Annotated in this window: 16 protein-coding genes and 1 riboswitch; of the genes, 8 read left to right on the top strand and 8 right to left on the bottom strand. The window is 38.9% G+C overall.

Going from position 1 to position 15,905, the window contains the following annotated elements; translation table 11 throughout:
• Positions 1-177 precede the first annotated feature (177 nt).
• The gene (locus tag IEE86_RS16255; RefSeq protein ID WP_191098105.1) at positions 178-372 is read left to right on the top strand and encodes a hypothetical protein; all 195 of its coding nucleotides are present in this window, start codon (positions 178-180) and stop codon (positions 370-372) included.
• Here the strand turns inward: IEE86_RS16255 and IEE86_RS16250 are convergent.
• Both IEE86_RS16250 and IEE86_RS16245 read right to left on the bottom strand, forming a co-directional pair.
• A complete protein-coding gene (locus IEE86_RS16250; RefSeq protein ID WP_191098104.1) occupies positions 360-1,298 on the bottom strand; it encodes a DUF6414 family protein in 939 nt (312 codons plus the stop codon). The two genes, IEE86_RS16255 and IEE86_RS16250, sit on opposite strands and share 13 nt — an antisense overlap.
• 86 nt (positions 1,299-1,384) lie before the next feature.
• On the bottom strand, positions 1,385-2,236 hold the full coding sequence (locus IEE86_RS16245; protein WP_191098103.1) for a hypothetical protein: 852 nt from the start codon (positions 2,234-2,236) through the stop codon (positions 1,385-1,387).
• Between the two features lie 207 nt (positions 2,237-2,443).
• Here IEE86_RS16245 and IEE86_RS16240 point away from each other — a divergent pair, with 207 nt between their 5' ends.
• A complete protein-coding gene (locus tag IEE86_RS16240) occupies positions 2,444-3,295 on the top strand; it encodes an SMI1/KNR4 family protein (protein ID WP_191098102.1) in 852 nt (283 codons plus the stop codon).
• A gap of 82 nt (positions 3,296-3,377) precedes the next feature.
• The gene (locus IEE86_RS16235) at positions 3,378-4,136 is read left to right on the top strand and encodes an HNH endonuclease (protein WP_191098101.1); all 759 of its coding nucleotides are present in this window, start codon (positions 3,378-3,380) and stop codon (positions 4,134-4,136) included.
• 375 nt (positions 4,137-4,511) lie between these two features.
• Here IEE86_RS16235 and cudC read toward each other — a convergent pair whose 3' ends face one another.
• On the bottom strand, positions 4,512-5,069 hold the full coding sequence (gene cudC, locus IEE86_RS16230) for a choline uptake/conversion transcriptional regulator CudC (protein WP_191098100.1): 558 nt from the start codon (positions 5,067-5,069) through the stop codon (positions 4,512-4,514).
• A gap of 206 nt (positions 5,070-5,275) precedes the next feature.
• Here cudC and betB point away from each other — a divergent pair, with 206 nt between their 5' ends.
• Together betB and IEE86_RS16220 are read left to right on the top strand one after the other, a co-directional pair.
• Positions 5,276-6,745, top strand: a complete 1,470-nt coding sequence (gene betB, locus IEE86_RS16225) for a betaine-aldehyde dehydrogenase (RefSeq protein ID WP_191098099.1) — start codon at positions 5,276-5,278, stop codon at positions 6,743-6,745.
• Between the two features lie 27 nt (positions 6,746-6,772).
• Positions 6,773-7,981: an iron-containing alcohol dehydrogenase gene (locus tag IEE86_RS16220; RefSeq protein ID WP_191098098.1), complete on the top strand. Its 1,209-nt coding sequence runs from the start codon at positions 6,773-6,775 to the stop codon at positions 7,979-7,981.
• A 42-nt stretch (positions 7,982-8,023) separates the two neighbouring features.
• Here IEE86_RS16220 and IEE86_RS16215 read toward each other — a convergent pair whose 3' ends face one another.
• Positions 8,024-8,503, bottom strand: coding sequence for a DinB family protein (locus IEE86_RS16215; protein WP_191098097.1), 480 nt, complete (start codon positions 8,501-8,503; stop codon positions 8,024-8,026).
• Positions 8,504-8,707: 204 nt separating this feature from the next.
• Between IEE86_RS16215 and IEE86_RS16210 the strand changes: the two genes are divergently transcribed.
• Both IEE86_RS16210 and IEE86_RS16205 read left to right on the top strand, forming a co-directional pair.
• On the top strand, positions 8,708-9,238 hold the full coding sequence (locus IEE86_RS16210; RefSeq protein WP_191098096.1) for an NfeD family membrane protein: 531 nt from the start codon (positions 8,708-8,710) through the stop codon (positions 9,236-9,238).
• A gap of 11 nt (positions 9,239-9,249) precedes the next feature.
• On the top strand, positions 9,250-10,797 hold the full coding sequence (locus IEE86_RS16205) for a flotillin family protein (RefSeq protein WP_191098095.1): 1,548 nt from the start codon (positions 9,250-9,252) through the stop codon (positions 10,795-10,797).
• A gap of 31 nt (positions 10,798-10,828) precedes the next feature.
• Here the strand turns inward: IEE86_RS16205 and ftsW are convergent, their stop codons facing one another.
• The 3 genes from ftsW to IEE86_RS16190 are packed head-to-tail and all read right to left on the bottom strand — an operon-like array spanning position 10,829 to position 13,763.
• The gene (gene ftsW, locus IEE86_RS16200) at positions 10,829-11,959 is read right to left on the bottom strand and encodes a putative lipid II flippase FtsW (RefSeq protein WP_191098094.1); all 1,131 of its coding nucleotides are present in this window, start codon (positions 11,957-11,959) and stop codon (positions 10,829-10,831) included.
• Complete coding sequence (rodA, locus tag IEE86_RS16195) at positions 11,956-13,110, bottom strand: rod shape-determining protein RodA (protein ID WP_191098093.1); 1,155 nt, start codon at positions 13,108-13,110, stop codon at positions 11,956-11,958. Before rodA ends, ftsW begins: the two co-directional genes overlap by 4 nt.
• Before the next feature lie 14 nt (positions 13,111-13,124).
• A complete protein-coding gene (locus tag IEE86_RS16190; RefSeq protein ID WP_191098092.1) occupies positions 13,125-13,763 on the bottom strand; it encodes a DUF1232 domain-containing protein in 639 nt (212 codons plus the stop codon).
• A 172-nt stretch (positions 13,764-13,935) separates the two neighbouring features.
• On the opposite strand from IEE86_RS16190, the gene IEE86_RS16185 reads away from it, so the two are divergent.
• Complete coding sequence (locus IEE86_RS16185) at positions 13,936-14,490, top strand: GNAT family N-acetyltransferase (protein WP_191098091.1); 555 nt, start codon at positions 13,936-13,938, stop codon at positions 14,488-14,490.
• Between the two features lie 240 nt (positions 14,491-14,730).
• Here IEE86_RS16185 and thiT read toward each other — a convergent pair whose 3' ends face one another.
• Complete coding sequence (gene thiT, locus IEE86_RS16180; protein WP_191098090.1) at positions 14,731-15,306, bottom strand: energy-coupled thiamine transporter ThiT; 576 nt, start codon at positions 15,304-15,306, stop codon at positions 14,731-14,733.
• A gap of 98 nt (positions 15,307-15,404) precedes the next feature.
• Positions 15,405-15,507: riboswitch (TPP riboswitch) on the bottom strand.
• Positions 15,508-15,905 lie beyond the last annotated feature (398 nt).

Here is a 15,905-nt window from a genome sequence, read left to right as displayed (position 1 = left end):
CTCTTTCATAATTGAGAGGCTCTTTTACTTTAATCGGTTTTTTCTAAACTTAGGAGATCTACTGTAAAGGCTTACTCCTACTCCAAACACTGCTCCTTTAAAGGAGCTTTAGCACCAAGCTATCTTTGGATGCATAGACTGGTTTATGATATGATGAATTAAAACTGAGGTGAAAAAATGTTTAAGTTTGGTCGTAATGTTATAAAGAAAGCAGTCGATCAGATTAATCTTTTAGATGGCCAACTGAATAAAACACAAAAAAATAATAGGCTTCGCATGGAGAAACGAATGAATAATTTAGATAACAAATTTGAAGAGTTTGATAAGACAAGAAAAAAAAGAAAAGATAGTTTTAAAGATTATTCAAAATAGATTGCAATTGGGCTAACAATATTATCTCCTTCAGTAATAAGTTGCATTGAACCTAATACAACATCAAGAAACAAATTCGGCATCTTATACAACTCATCAGAAGCTAATTCTTCAGTATTAAAACCATTAAATACAGTTTGTTTTGTTGATGAAAAACGACCAAACAATTTAACTTTTCTATTATTTTCTGACCTTAGCGTTAGAGAAGTGGTAGATTCTCGTAAACTTGAATTTTTAATTATCCCTGCGCTCTTTCCTACCTTAATAAAAGAATGATCCTCCAAAATATCAGATAAATAATCACTGTATGCATGAAGTTGTTTTAACACCGAAAGGGTTGGTTGTGCATTATCATGAATAGTTACAACTTTTTCAGCTAAATAAATTAATTCACGCTCTTTAGCTGTGGGTGTATTTTTAGATATGATTTTTTTTGCTTCTTTATAGGTCATTGGAGCATCAAGAATTTCTGCTAATAATAGATTTTCTGTTTTTTCAGGATTGCTAAATCTCTTCATAAGGGAAAAATCATTTAATCTTAATTCAGATTCAATGATAAAAAAATCTCCCTCGTTTAAATCATACTCTGTCCTTTTAAGCAGCTCTCTTTCATCAAGTTTATCCATTAATAATGATAAAGAATAATCGTGAAAAGACTTATTTAAAATGTCTTTTTCCCCTTCTAAAAAAGACCGCGATTCATTAAATCCTTCTTGTGCATCGGCTCCTATCTTTCCATTTACATTAAGTGTTAAGAGGCCGATTCTAGCACCAACTTCAGCATTTTTACCAACTATATAACTAGAACCATCACTTTCAGTTTTTTGTGTATCACTATGATGAGAAACATCTGTTGTAAGTCCTTGATCAATTTGTGCTAAGTTGGAGTTCATGAGTTCAGTATCTAAATAAAGTATTTCTTTCATTATAATCCCCCTCTTTGTAAGGTTAATTATACCATCTAATCCTTGCGCAGGTTTGAAATTACTACATGATAACTAAGTTATTAATCTTACCCTTTTAACCATTCATCCCAATAAGGGTACAATTGATCCTTGATATCAAAAGCAATCCAAGGAAACAGGAAGCAAAAGATAAGCATGATAACAAATATCGGTATGAACATACTCTCTGAAAATATTGTGAATGCTTTTTCACCTTCTTTTACTGTAGGTAATGCTCTTCTGGCAGTTGACACAATAATAAAGATTGTAATAAAAATAAATCCAGTACTTCGCCCAACTAAATAAAATAGAACATCTTTTCCCCAAATGCTTTTAATATACGCAGATACACTTTCTAACCAAGATGAAATAGAGTTTCCGCCTTGAAAAATTATAGATATGTTAAATTTCAAATCCTTATCGATTTCAGTCAGTTCTTTAGGGATGGGCAAAAGTATTAAACAAAAAATCAGTCCAAGTAACACAAACATATTTATAAAAGCTAATGTTAGTTTCAATTCATTAAATGGTTTATTTAGTGTTTTGATTGCTAGAGAAGATCGGATATATATAGTGGATCTGATAATAAACAGCAATATTAGAATTAAATTAAAGAAGGTTAAATAACTAAAATAAATCATTCCAAATAAAACTAAAACAATAAACAAACCAATGATCTTTAAAATTTGCATTTCAGAACTATGATTCGGAGAAGAGTTTTCCAACCTATATATTATCTTTTGAGACTGATGTACAGTAGGCTGAAATATTTTATTGCTAATCTTCGTGTTACCTGTGTTGATTTTATTGTGGTTTCCAGTTACAGATATGTTCGTTTTATTTTCACGAGCAGTTATGAATCCAACGATACTTAACGTAGAAGCAATGATAGTTAAAATAACATTTAACAGTTCTAACATGAAATTAACCCCCTGATATTATTTCAAAACTTTTCATATTATAGCATTTTTCCAGGTATTATGAGTTTTTATTTTCCATATATTAGTATAATTTCCTAACCAAGAATTGAACTGGATTGTTCTTTAGCGCATGCAAAACCAAAGTTGTTAAACAAAACCATTAAAAATGGTATACTTATGTGCATATTATACTAGGGGGTACAAACCTTGAAACAATTTTGGGAAATTGACGAAGAAGAAAACTACTACACACTAGAAAAGATAAATGAAAAGGAAATTGCTGAGGCAGAAAAGAAACTTGGAGTGACGTTACCCGATACATACAAAAAGCTCATTCTAGAACAGAATGGTGGGTATATTGTTCACAATGCATTTCCTACACCCCAGCCCAATTCGTGGTCTGAGGATCATATCCAATTTACACATCTAAGAGGAATTGCAGAAGATGACGGTATTATGGAGAGTGAATATTTAATAAAAGAGTGGGATTTGCCAAAAGGATTAATTTTAATCAATGGTGATGGCCACACATGGGTTGCAATGGATTATCGAAAGACCAAAGAGAATCCGCCAATTCATTACTTTGATTTAGAGATGGAAGAAGATTTCAAATTAGCAGATTCTTTTGATGAACTTATCAAGGGACTTTATACAGTTGAGTATATTGTCGATGAAGAAGCAGACGCAGAAGCAGAAATTGAGTATGAGATTCCAAATGAGTATTTAAGTAAAGAAGAACTTCAGGCTATATTAAAGATGGAGAACCCAGATACAGATGATATCTATAAAATTCAATACTATCCAATGAAGGAAATAGAAGAGATTGAATGGTTTTTCAATACGATAAAAAATTACATTGAGAATGTGAAAGATGAAGATGTTCTTTATGAGGTAGCTTCAACTATTAACTCACTCCTTTTAATAAATCAAAATATGCCAACTAATAGTAATATTAAAGACCTTGTTCAACAAATTGCTAAATTCTTAGAAGGAAATGAAGATTCGCTCATAGTGAATTTAGGTGAACATATTGCTTTTAAGATAAGGAATATAAATTAAGGTAATTTTAAGAAAAAAATTAAGATATTGGACTTATAATTAGTATGTGACAAAAATACTAATTATGAGGAGAAATGTTATTTTGAAGAAGTTTTTATTTTTATTATTTGCAATCACGTTACTTGTATCAAGCATTCCGATGGATTTTTTGAATGCAGCTGAAGATCCTAAGGCTAAAGCAGCGGTTGAACCAGGTAGACAACAATATATTCCTGGTCAAACGGAAGATGATTTAATTGCCGATGAAGATTTAGAAGAAATACCTGTGGAAGAGTTTGAGTCCCTACCTACAGTATACGAAGATGGGACGCTTTCTAGTAAAGATAAGGCTCAAGCAATGATAGTTAGAGGACTTACTCAAATACTAAAATTATTGCAGAAACCTACTGTAACACAAAAAACTGTTAAGGTAGGCGGTAAGACAAAAACAAAAAGGTTTGTTCAAAAGCACACACCTGATAAAATGCGCGATGTTTATGTTAGAAATGGACATTTAGCTGGGAAGAGTCATCCTGTTACAGGTGTTAAGTTTGATAGACAGGGTTTTCCAAAGTTTAATTTTAAATCGGAGATGACCCTTCCATTAAATCAATTGAAATCATCGAATGCTACACAGTTTAAAACAGCAAATGTTCAATTGAAGAAAGATGTATTTAAAGATATCACAAAGATGAAACAATTTAATAAAAAGCAACTTGATCAGATTGAAAAAGGTGTTACACCGACCGGCTATACTTGGCATCACCATCAACATGTAGGTAAGATGCAATTAGTTAACACATGGGAGCATTCAAAAACAGGCCATACTGGTGGAAGATCTATCTGGGGTAGCATGAAATAAAATGAATATCAGTTTGCCGTCCAATTGGACGGTTTTATTTATCTTTTCAATACAATCTGTTTATTGGAAAGTAATATCTGAATACGTATAGGCAAAATTAAAACAGACCCTGCATGGTCTGTTTTTTTATGGGGACGGATTGGGGACCAACCCTTTCAGTTTTGTTCAGAAATGAAAATTTTCATTCAGAAAGGCTCATCATTGAACCTTATTAAATCAGTCTTTTTCAGAGAACGTCTGTTTGCTTCGGGTAATGTCGTTCACCCTGCCAGCGTAGCGCTCTCCCAGCTGAGCTAATGCCCCGATGTGTTACGACATAACTTATTATAATCAATCCTCCTGTGAAATTCAAGCTATAAAACGAAAACACGTCGTCTATTTTTCTTTCTGAGCAATCGGAATATAGTCAAAGATTTCCCCGGAATGGACAGAGTGGGCCAATCGTCTGAGCCAGTCATAATAGGCCTTGGAGCTTTCAAGCTGTTCAAGAAGTTGCTGCGCTTCCTCTCTCACATGTTCCTCGATTTGCTCATCATAAGCTACATCTTGAAGGCGCTCTTGCGCTTCTTCAATCGCCGCTAAATTGACCTCGACCTCTCGCTCCCATTTTTGTGGAAAGAAGTTCATAAAAAACTTAAAAAAGTCTTTTTCAGCAACAAAGCTGTGTTTTCTTCGGCCTCGATGAAAGGTCTTTTTGACAATATTCATGTCTTGAAGTTTTTTCACACCCGTACTCATACTTGGCTTACTCATTTGCAGCTCTTCACGCATTTCATCGAGCGTCATTTCCTCATTTAAATACATGGTCCCATAGAGAATACCGGCACTACGTGTAATCCCATAGAGGTCCATCGTTTCAGCGATGGAATCAATGACGAGATCTTTAGCCGCTAAAATACGCTCTTCTGCTTGTGGCTGTTCCTGTTTTTTCATCTTGTCCCTGCTTTCTATTAAGAGAATTCAATACGTTCAAAAAAATCTTTATGGACTATATGTTAACGAAAGAATGCCAAATGTCAAAAAAAATGAAGCATATCTCCCTTTGACAGAAAAATTTGAACGTGTTAAGTTAATTATGTTCAAAACGTTAAATTTTTATTTAACAAACTTACCAAAGACAAGCAGAGGAGGTTCCTTCTATGAGTCAAACATTATTTATAGATGGACAATGGGTTGGCGCCAAAAGTGGCGACACGCGGGACATCATCAATCCATTCAATCAAGAAGTGATCGCGACAGTCAGTGAAGGATCAAGAAACGACACGCAGCTAGCTATTAAAGCAGCTAGAAAAGCCTTCGATCAAGGTGACTGGGCAAACCTGCCTGGGCTTGAAAGAGGTAATATTGTGTTTAAGATTGCTGAATTGATTAGACGTGATCTTGATGAGCTAGCCAAATTAGAATCGCTTGATACAGGCAAAACATTAGAAGAAAGCAAGGCAGATATGGACGATATTGCGAACGTATTTCAATATTACGCAGGTCTGGCGGATAAAGATGGCGGAGAAATCATTGCATCGCCAATTCCGAACTCGAAAAGTGAACTAGTCAGAGAGCCTGTCGGTGTATGCGGGCAAATCACTCCTTGGAACTATCCATTGCTTCAAGCGAGCTGGAAAATCGCTCCTGCGCTTGCGGCGGGTAATACGATCGTCTTAAAGCCAAGTGAAATTACACCATTAACCACCATTAAAGCATTCAAACTCATGGAAGAAGCGGGCGTTCCAGCAGGCGTTGCCAACCTCGTGCTTGGACCTGGAGCAACGGTTGGAGATGAGCTTGCTGTCAATGACCAAGTGGATTTAATTTCGTTTACAGGCGGTATTGAAACAGGGAAGAAAATTATGCAGGGAGCCAGTGGGAATGTGAAAAAAATTGCCCTTGAGCTCGGTGGGAAAAATCCGAATATTGTGTTTCAAGATGCTGATTTAGACGTAGCGGTTGACCAGGCCATGAATGCTGTGTTTTTCCATGCGGGGCAAGTGTGTTCAGCAGGTTCACGTTTGCTAGTGGAAGAATCCATTCATGATGAATTTTTAGAAGAACTGGTGAAGCGTACGAAAAAAATCAAGCTAGGCAACGGCTTTGATGAAGGGACGCAGAGTGGACCGCTCATCTCAGCTGAGCATCGAGAAAAAGTAGAAAAATACGTCAGCATCGGTCTAGAAGAAGGCGCAACATTAGAAACAGGCGGGGAACGACCTGAAGCAGAGGAACTTCAAAAAGGGTTCTTCTACTTGCCAACGATTTTCTCAGGCTGCATGTCAGATATGCGGATTGTACAGGAAGAAGTTTTTGGACCAGTACTTACTGTCGAATCCTTCCGTTCAGAGGAGGAAGTTATCGAGCTGGCAAATGACACGATTTATGGTTTAGCAGGAGCGGTGTGGTCTTCTGATATCGGCAAAGCCGAAAGAGTGGCTCGGCAATTAAGATTAGGCACTGTATGGATTAATGACTTCCATCCGTATTTTGCTCAAGCACCGTGGGGCGGATATAAGCAATCAGGCCTTGGGCGTGAGCTAGGCCGCACGGGTCTAGAAGAATATACCGAACTGAAACATTTATATCGAAATACAAAACCTGAAGCGGTTCATTGGTTTAAATAATTATCACTTATTTGGAGGAGATTCTATATGACATTAAATATGAAAATTGAAAGCATGCAAAAATTCCATACATTTGAAATCCCGACTGTTATCAAACATGGCATTGGTGCGGTGAAACATGTGGGAGAAGAAGTGAAAGCATACGGCGTCTCAAAGGTATTACTTGTAACAGACCCTGGTATTTATCAAGCAGGCGTTGTGGATCCAGTGATTGCTTCATTAAAGGAAGCGCAAATTGATGTTGTCCTATTTAATAAAGTAGAGCCAAACCCTCCAGTACGTTTAGTGAATGAAGGCTCAGCATTATATGAAAAAGAAGGCTGTAATGGGTTAGTTGCAGTCGGCGGCGGTAGCTCAATGGATACAGCGAAGGCGATCGGAGTAGAGGCGACTCATGAAGGCTCAGTTCTTGATTATGAAGCAGCAGAGGGGAAAAAACCGCTGGAAAATAGAATTCCTCCTTTAACTACCATTCCGACAACGGCTGGTACAGGTTCAGAGGTGACGCAGTGGGCGGTTATTACTGATGAAGAAAGAGAATTCAAATTCAATACGGGTGGACCTCTCATTGCAGCTCATCTAACAGTGATTGACCCAGAGCTTCATGTATCCATGCCACCTCATGTGACGGCAATGACTGGAATTGATGCGCTTGCGCACGCCATTGAATGCTATACGATGAAATTTGCTCAGCCTATTACAGATGCGGTAGCGCTCATGGCCATTGAATATGCGGCTCATTATATTCGCCGTGCCTTTAGTGATGGAGAGGATTTAGAAGCGAGATATGGAATGGCACAAGCTGCGATGCTTGCAGGACTTTCCTATGGAAGCGAATCAGCTGGAGCAGCCCATGCGATGAGTCAAACACTCGGAGGCATTATTCCTGTGGCGCATGGTCAGTGTGTAGCGGCAATGATGGGACCTGTTATGGAGTATAACTGGAAAGGGTACCCGGAAAAATTCGCTCGAATTGCTCAAGCGTTTGGTATTGATACAAGCAGAATGTCAACAGAGGAAGCAGCAAAAGCAGCTGTGAACTGGATGTATGATTTAGTGGAGGATCTAGAAGTTCCTTCATTAGAAGAACAAGGTGTATCAAAAGATATGATTGGCCGTTTATCAAAAGAAGCGATGAAAGATCCACAAACCGTTGGAAACCCAAGAGATTTAAACGAAAAAGCGTACAACTGGATTTATGCTCGCTGCTTTGATTTAACACCTAAAACGGTGTAATAATGAAAAAAGGCTCCCAAAAGAGGGAGTCTTTTTGATGTCTTATAGTTGTTCTTTTATTTCTTTGATTTGATGAATATGGCGTTTCTCGTGTGCACCGATAAAATCAAGATATTGCTTAAGGGATAGCTCTTCAAACACAGGGTGTGCAATGACGCGTTTAAAATCGTCTTCAGTAAATGTTGATAAAATTTGATTGAGCTGCTCACGTGCTGTATCGAGCTCATCCTTTAAATGTGTAGGTGTCACATGCTTGCGCTTAGGCTCAACTATACTAGGCGCAGTGGCTTTTTTTGAACGATCCTCTGCCATTTCCACCGGCTTTGGCTCATATTCTTTCATTGGCGCCTTTTTCCCCTCAGCAGCTAGATGTTTTGCTGCAACTAAGTCCATTTTCTTTAAATGATCTGCTACCTCTTGAATACTCCAAGTATCATTAGATAATTTTTGGTTTAATTGTTCTTCACTCAAACCTTGCAGCTCGTGCCACAATGCTTGTCTTGCCTCATGTAATAAACTCATTTTCATCACCCCAAGATCAAATTTTATCATACTGGTACATGACAATCATTCTTTAGCTATCCGAGAATTCCTGTGAAGAATTGTGATGAAAGATGAAACCTTTACAAAAGTGGTTCGTATTACCTGTTAGAAGGAATACATGGGAGGTGAGTATGGTCTAAATGAAATAAAGGCTGTTCATTTCATGAAGAAAGGGTGAGGAAGATGGATGTGTTTGGGCTGCCTCTTCAAACGCTGTATTTATACATATTGATGATATCAGGAATCCTGACACTTATTTTCGTCTTTTTCGGCGATGTATTTGATGGATTGTTTGAAGCGATTCCTGTTCCATTCCTTCAACCGACATTGATCCTCGCATTTCTGACCTTTTTCTCGGCTGGAGGGTTTATCTCTGAAAAAACAGCCATTGTAGGAAGTGGGCTTGGGGCAGTATTATCTGCCATCATCGCAGTGGTTCTTGTGACCTGTTTGAATGTATTTGTCTTAATCCCGCTTTCCTCTGCTGAAGAATCTCTCTCATATACGGAGGCCGATTTAAAAGGAAGAACTGGTGAGATCATTGTATCTGTTCCAAAAGACGGGTTTGGAGAAGTGCTGTTAATTAGTAATAGTGGGAAAATCTCAAAGCCAGCCGTTAGCTTCGATCAAGAGGAGATTCCGTATGGAACCCGCGTGCTTGTTGTCGAAGTGAATAAAGGTGTTTTATCTGTTATACCAAATGAAGAAATCTAGGAGGGAATGCAATGCCAGGAACAACGATTTTGATTATAATCGGAATTGTCCTTGTGATTCTTATTGCACTTATTGGCGTATTTGTTTCAAAATACCGGACAGCAGGCCCAGATGAAGCGTTAATCGTCACTGGGAGTTATCTAGGAAGTAAAAATGTTCATGTAGATGAAGGTGGAAACAAGATTAAGATTGTTAGAGGTGGCGGTACCTTCGTACTCCCTGTCTTTCAACAAGCAGAGCCGCTCAGCTTACTATCTAGCAAGCTAGATGTTTCAACGCCTGAGGTCTATACGGAGCAAGGTGTACCAGTAATGGCCGATGGAACAGCCATCATTAAAATTGGTGGATCGATTGAAGAAATTGCCACTGCGGCAGAGCAGTTTTTAGGTAAAACAAAAGAGGACCGCGAAAATGAAGCAAGAGAAGTATTAGAAGGACACCTTCGTTCCATCTTAGGATCAATGACAGTTGAAGAGATTTATAAAAACAGAGAGAAATTTTCTCAAGAAGTACAACGTGTCGCTTCTCAAGATTTAGCGAAAATGGGTCTCGTCATTGTGTCGTTTACGATTAAAGATGTCCGTGATAAAAATGGATATTTAGAATCTCTAGGTAAGCCAAGAATTGCCCAAGTGAAGCGTGATGCAGATATTGCAACAGCTGAAGCGGATAAAGAAACACGTATCAAACGCGCCGAAGCAGATAAAGATGCGAAGAAATCTGAGCTTGAGCGTGCCACTGAAATCGCTGAAGCGGAAAAGATCAATGAGCTGAAAAGAGCAGAATTCAGACGTGAGCAGGATACAGCAAAAGCAAGCGCTGACCAAGCGTATGATTTAGAAACAGCTCGAAACCGTCAGCACGTGACTGAACAAGAAATGCAAGTCAAAATCATCGAACGCCAGAAACAAATTGAATTAGAAGAAAAAGAGATTCAGCGTCGTGAACGTCAATACGATTCTGAAGTGAAAAAGAAAGCAGATGCGGACCGCTATGCTGTTGAGCAGTCGGCTGCGGCGGAAAAAGCGAAACGTCTCGCTGAAGCAGATGCGAAGAAATACAGCATTGAAGCAATGGCAAAAGCAGAAGCTGAGAAAGTCCGTATTGACGGGCTTGCCAAAGCGGAAGCGGATCGTGCGAAAGGGGAAACAGAAGCAGAAGTCATTAGACTAAAAGGACTTGCGGAAGCCGAAGCGAAAGAGAAAATTGCAGAAGCATTCGAACAGTATGGTCAAGCTGCAATTCTTGATATGATTGTGAAAATGCTTCCAGAATATGCGAAGCAAGTATCTGCGCCACTTTCTAACATTGATAAAATTACGGTTGTGGATACGGGCGGTAACGGCGAAGGCAGCGGTGCCAATAAAGTCACAGGCTATGCCACAAACCTGATGTCGAGTCTTCAAGAAAGCCTGAAAGCATCCTCTGGGATCGATGTGAAAGAAATTATTGAGAACTTTTCCGGTAAAGGCAATGTGAAGCAAAGCATTCAAGAACTAACGAATGAAATCAAACAGCCAAGAAAAAAAGAAATAGCTGATGATCAAATAGAAGAATAAAATCAATAGACACCTTCAAATCAGAAGGTGTCTATTTGGCATGAGCCTGATATTGATTTCTCTTTACATATGAAGAAAGATTCACAAGAATACCAGCAGATATCATCATGAAGCCCCCGTAGCTAATGAAAGGAAGAGGGATGCCTGTAATCGGGAGAAGACCAAAGACAGCGCCTAAATTAAAGACGGCTTGGAGCATGATTTGAAACGTAAGCCCGATCGTTAACAGTTTTCCGAAAGGATCATGTAAAGCCTGCACGATTCGCACGGAACGATTCATGATGAGAAGATACGCACCAAGCACAAACAATATCCCTAAAAGCCCCAGCTCTTCGCTAATGACGGCCATGATAAAATCCGTATGGGCTTCAGGAAGAAAACCTAGCTTTTGAATGCTCCCGCCTAAGCCATTTCCAGTCATTCCGCCTGAATCCATTGCGAAGTATGAATGAATCAGCTGATACCCGTCCCCATCTTCATACTGAAAAGGATCACGAAAAGAAGTCAGCCGTTTCAAACGATATGGAGCTCCCGTAGCAAAAAAAGTAATACCAGCTGCGGCAGTCGATCCTAGTAAAATGAGATGGCGCATTTTAAGCCCAGCGCATAGTAAGATAATGCCGCAGCTCAATAAAATAGAGACAGCTGTGCCTAAATCAGGCTGCTTTAAGATCAATAAAAAAACAAGCCCTAAAAGAACGAGTGGCGGCATCACCCCTTTTTTAAAAGAGGTGATGTAAGCTTGTTTTTTTGCATACACATAGGCAAAATAGATGACCATTACTAGTTTCACAGCTTCAGACGGTTGAAGCATGAGAGAGCCCATCTGAATCCAGCGCTGTGAATTGTTTTTGACAACACCGATTCCAGGAAGCAGGACAAGGATCAGACATAACAACGACAGCATGACAAGCCACCGAATCCATTTACGATAAATCTGATACGGAAAAAGAGCGGCAATAAAGAAAAAGAATAACCCGATGAAGAGCCATTGTGATTGTTTCATCAAGAAATAATGGCCCTGCTCATACTTTAATTCTCCTAGTGGGTAACTCGCGCTGTACACCATGAGTAAACCAAATAAACAAAGACACACAATCGTTCCAGCGAGAATGTGGTCGATTTTTTTGAGATGAGAAAGAATCAAGGGTATCACCTTCAATTCCAGTTGCGCCCAAACATGTAGGATGACGACCTAAGACTCACACTAAACACAAGTCCAATGGCGATCATGTTGGTTAAAAGCGCACTGCCGCCGTAGCTGATAAAAGGAAGCGCGAGACCCGTCACAGGCATTAAACCGACTGTCATCCCTACGTTTTGGAAGACTTGAAACACGATCAGTCCGACAACTCCCGCACATATGTACAATCCATAAAGCGTATTGGCATGCATCGCCACGTGAATAATTCGATAGACCATCATTAAGTACAAACACATCAAGAGGGAGGCACCGATAAAACCAAACTCCTCACCAATTACTGCAAATATAAAATCTGTATGTGCTTCAGGAATATTTCCTCCTTGTACCTGAATCCCCTGTGTAAAACCGCTTCCTGATAATTGACCTGATCCAATGCCGAGCATTGATTGTTTCAGCTGATACCCGTATGTTGAATCAAATTCATCTGGAGAGAGCCAGCCATAAATGCGATCAAGCTGATGAGGCTTAATGATTTTTGTGAAATGCTCAAAATGTTCATTGTGCAAGTAGGTCAAAAATGCAAGAAGGGCAAGAAAAGAACCCGTCAATGCGGCGATCATCTTGCTTGAAATCCCTGACACAAGCATGAGTGTAAAGGCGATAGATAATATGACGAGCGCAGTCCCTAAGTCTGGCTGGATTAAGATGAGGAAAAAAGGGACAACGGTCCAGCAAATGACTTTACTTGTAGGGATGATGCTTTCTTTAAATGTAAATCGCTGATGCTTATATTGGTTCAAGACAGCCGCTAGGAGGAGAATCACAAATATTTTCATGAACTCTGATGGCTGAACTTTAATTGAACCGAAGCTGATCCACCTTTGGGAGCCATTTTGAGTTGTTCCAAAAAAATGCACGAGAATAATGAGAAAAATACCACCTGCAAATAACCGAAAAGATAAACGCTCAAGCAGCTCATAATCAAAGTATGCAACTGCCGCCATAAGGCCAAAACCGACGAGATACCAGAAAATTTGTCTTTTGACGAAATAAAACATATCTTGCGTTTCATACTGTCCCGATCCGCTATATACAGCTAGCAGGCTGATCACAAATAAACAAATGATCGTGAGTAAAAGTGCGAAGTCAATGCTGTACTGTTTTTTCATGGCTTCGTGCCCTGCTATGACCTATTTGTCAGCTGGTTGAATACGACTTGCACCGCTGCAGCGTCATCAATATAGCCGATCGGAAAAATATAATCTGGTATCAAATCAACAGGCATAATGAAATAAAGTAGGGCGCCCCCCATTAGCATCAATTCACGAGGAGTACCTCGGCCGGTTATGAATAAGCTGTACATGTTTTTCAGATGTTGAAGAAATGGCCCGACGCCGCTTATCGTCTCCATCTTTTGTTCAAACTTTGCCGAGATCATTTCTTTTCCCTCGTTTGTTCCGCTATAGGTCTCGTATTCGTTTAACTTCTGTTTCAACTTTTCTTGACTAAATGTACCATCATAGATGTCATGATCTTTCAGTGTTCCTTCAATTTCTTCCACTGCTTGAATAAACGTATGATCGTGAACCCTTTCATTTTTGATTGGAAACCCAGCAGCTGCCAATAGTTGATCTAAAGAAATGTTTAGATGATTTGAAAGTCGCTGCAGATGATTCAAAGTCGGTTTTCTTTTTCCATTCATGATTCTAGACAATGTTGCTTTATCAATTTCTGTGTGTGCACTGAGTTCTCTTAAAGATAGAGAACGTAGCAGTAGTTGTTCTTTTAAAAGCTGTCCAAGATCAGTCGTCTTAAATTCCATCTTCTACGCCATCCTTTTCAATATGTATCAACTCTTCTATAGAAGAAGTCGTCCTCAATATAAAGGTGTGTTGACAAAATGTCAACGAATATCCTTTTTCGATTGAATTTTTAGAAATAGAAATTTATCATAATGAAGATAGGGTGAGAAATGGCTATAAGGAGTGGCATAGATGAAGGTGAGACACGCTGTACAAAAAGATATTCCTAAAATCGCCGAAATTCATGTGAAGAGCTGGCAAACGACTTATCGCGGCATTATTTCGCAAAAGTACTTGGATCGTTTAAATATAGAGGAGAAGGAAGAGAGCTGGAGAAGGAAATCACTAGAAGGTACGTTTGTCGTCGAAGATGACGATGGAGTATTTGGTTTTGCTTCCTTCGGAAAACAACGTGACGAGCGCTATTTGGCATATGATGGTGAGCTTTATGCCATCTATTTATTACAGCAGAAGCAAAAGGCAGGGGCGGGTATCGCTTTAATTGAAAAAGGAGTGGCTGATTTAATAGAGAATGGCTATAAGAATATGTTGCTGTGGGTGTTTGAACAAAATTCAGCAAAGCAATTTTATCAAAAGCTTCAACCTAGTTTTGTCGTCACCAGCCAGTTCGAGCTGGCTGGCGAGAACCATAATGAAATTGGGTATGGGTGGGAACTGCCAGTACTACATGACCATGTACAACGACTTAAATCGTCAGCTTCCAATAATAATGAGAGAAAAAGGTAAAGAGTGTAGCAAGCAGAATATAAGAAATAAAAGGAGAAGCTTCTACTTTTCCTTTCACGCCTGCTATTTTTAAAGCTTCATAGAAACCAGCCAAAAAATAAGCGAGACTGAGGATATAACAGCACAGCATTATGGAGTAAGGATTCATTGTCGTACCTCCAGCATGAAATCTTCTACTATTAATAGATTCCATAGAGCGGCAAATTATGCATAAAAAAATAACCAGCTGACATCAGCCGGTTATTTTTGACGAGGAAAGACCAAGCGAGAGGCACTCGGTATTAATAAACAAAGAACGATGCTGCAAATAATAAAAGATGGAACCATATATGTGCTGTTATAAATTAAAGAGTAGACCCACCCTGGTGTTCCTTTTGGTGCATATTGAGAAAAGAAAACGACGCCAGAAATAAAGAACGTCAGCAGTCTAAAGAAACTGGCGACAAATACAGATAATATAATATAGAAGAATTGTTTCTTTCGCTGTTGATCCTGAATGGCTTTTTTGATCAATCCAGAAAACAGACCGCTTAGACAAATGACAACAGATGCCACGAAATAATCGAGGAAGCCTTGTACAGGTGTAGCGATAATAGGGCTATTCATTAGCTGTAGGCCAGCAATTAACACACCGATGACAAACCCGGTAGATATCCCCCATCTAATGGACATGAGAATGACGGGAATCATGATGAGCGCAATAGACCCGCCATTTGGCATCCTTAAAAAGAGACCTGATAAGTAATCTAATACAAGTGCAAGTGAAGTCATAATCGCGATTTCCATCAGTCGTACTAATTGATTTGATTGCTGCATAAAAAAATCTCCTTTTTCATGAAATGAGCAAGGAGAGACCGTGTAAGGATGAGTATGTTATTCATAGAATAGCATATCGGTTTGAATACACCACACGTATTCAAGTGATTCCACATTCCTACTTCAGTATTAACTGACAGGTTCAAAGGGTCAGAACAACGAATCGTTCACTCTCAGCACAAAGCTCCCCCTGCGGTTATTTAGTTTCAATCTATTATAAATATACTAGAGACCTCCAGGATCAACAATAGAGAATTACTGTGACGAGTACTTTTTTAGCAATAGATAGGAAGAGATAAGGAAAAATAAATTATTTAGAAAAAATACTTGTTTCTTCTTTCAAAAGGTGTTATATTTGTATTCGCCGCTGAAACAGTGCGGTTAATAAATAACATGAAGAAAAAAGTTGTTGACTTTATCTTGATAGAATGTTATATTAATAAAGTCGCTTCTGAGCGATAACGAACATGATCTTTGAAAACTAAACAAGACAAAACGTACCTGTTAATTCGAGTTTTTATAAAAAAATCCTATGATACATCATAGGTAGTCAGTCAAACTGGCGAGGCAGGAAATGATCACATACTAAGTTCGCTACG

This window comes from Bacillus crepusculi, assembly GCF_014764715.1.
GTDB lineage: Bacteria > Bacillota > Bacilli > Bacillales > Bacillaceae > Bacillus.
Note: the sequence above shows the minus strand (reverse complement) of the source record. Positions and strands in the feature narration are given on the sequence as shown.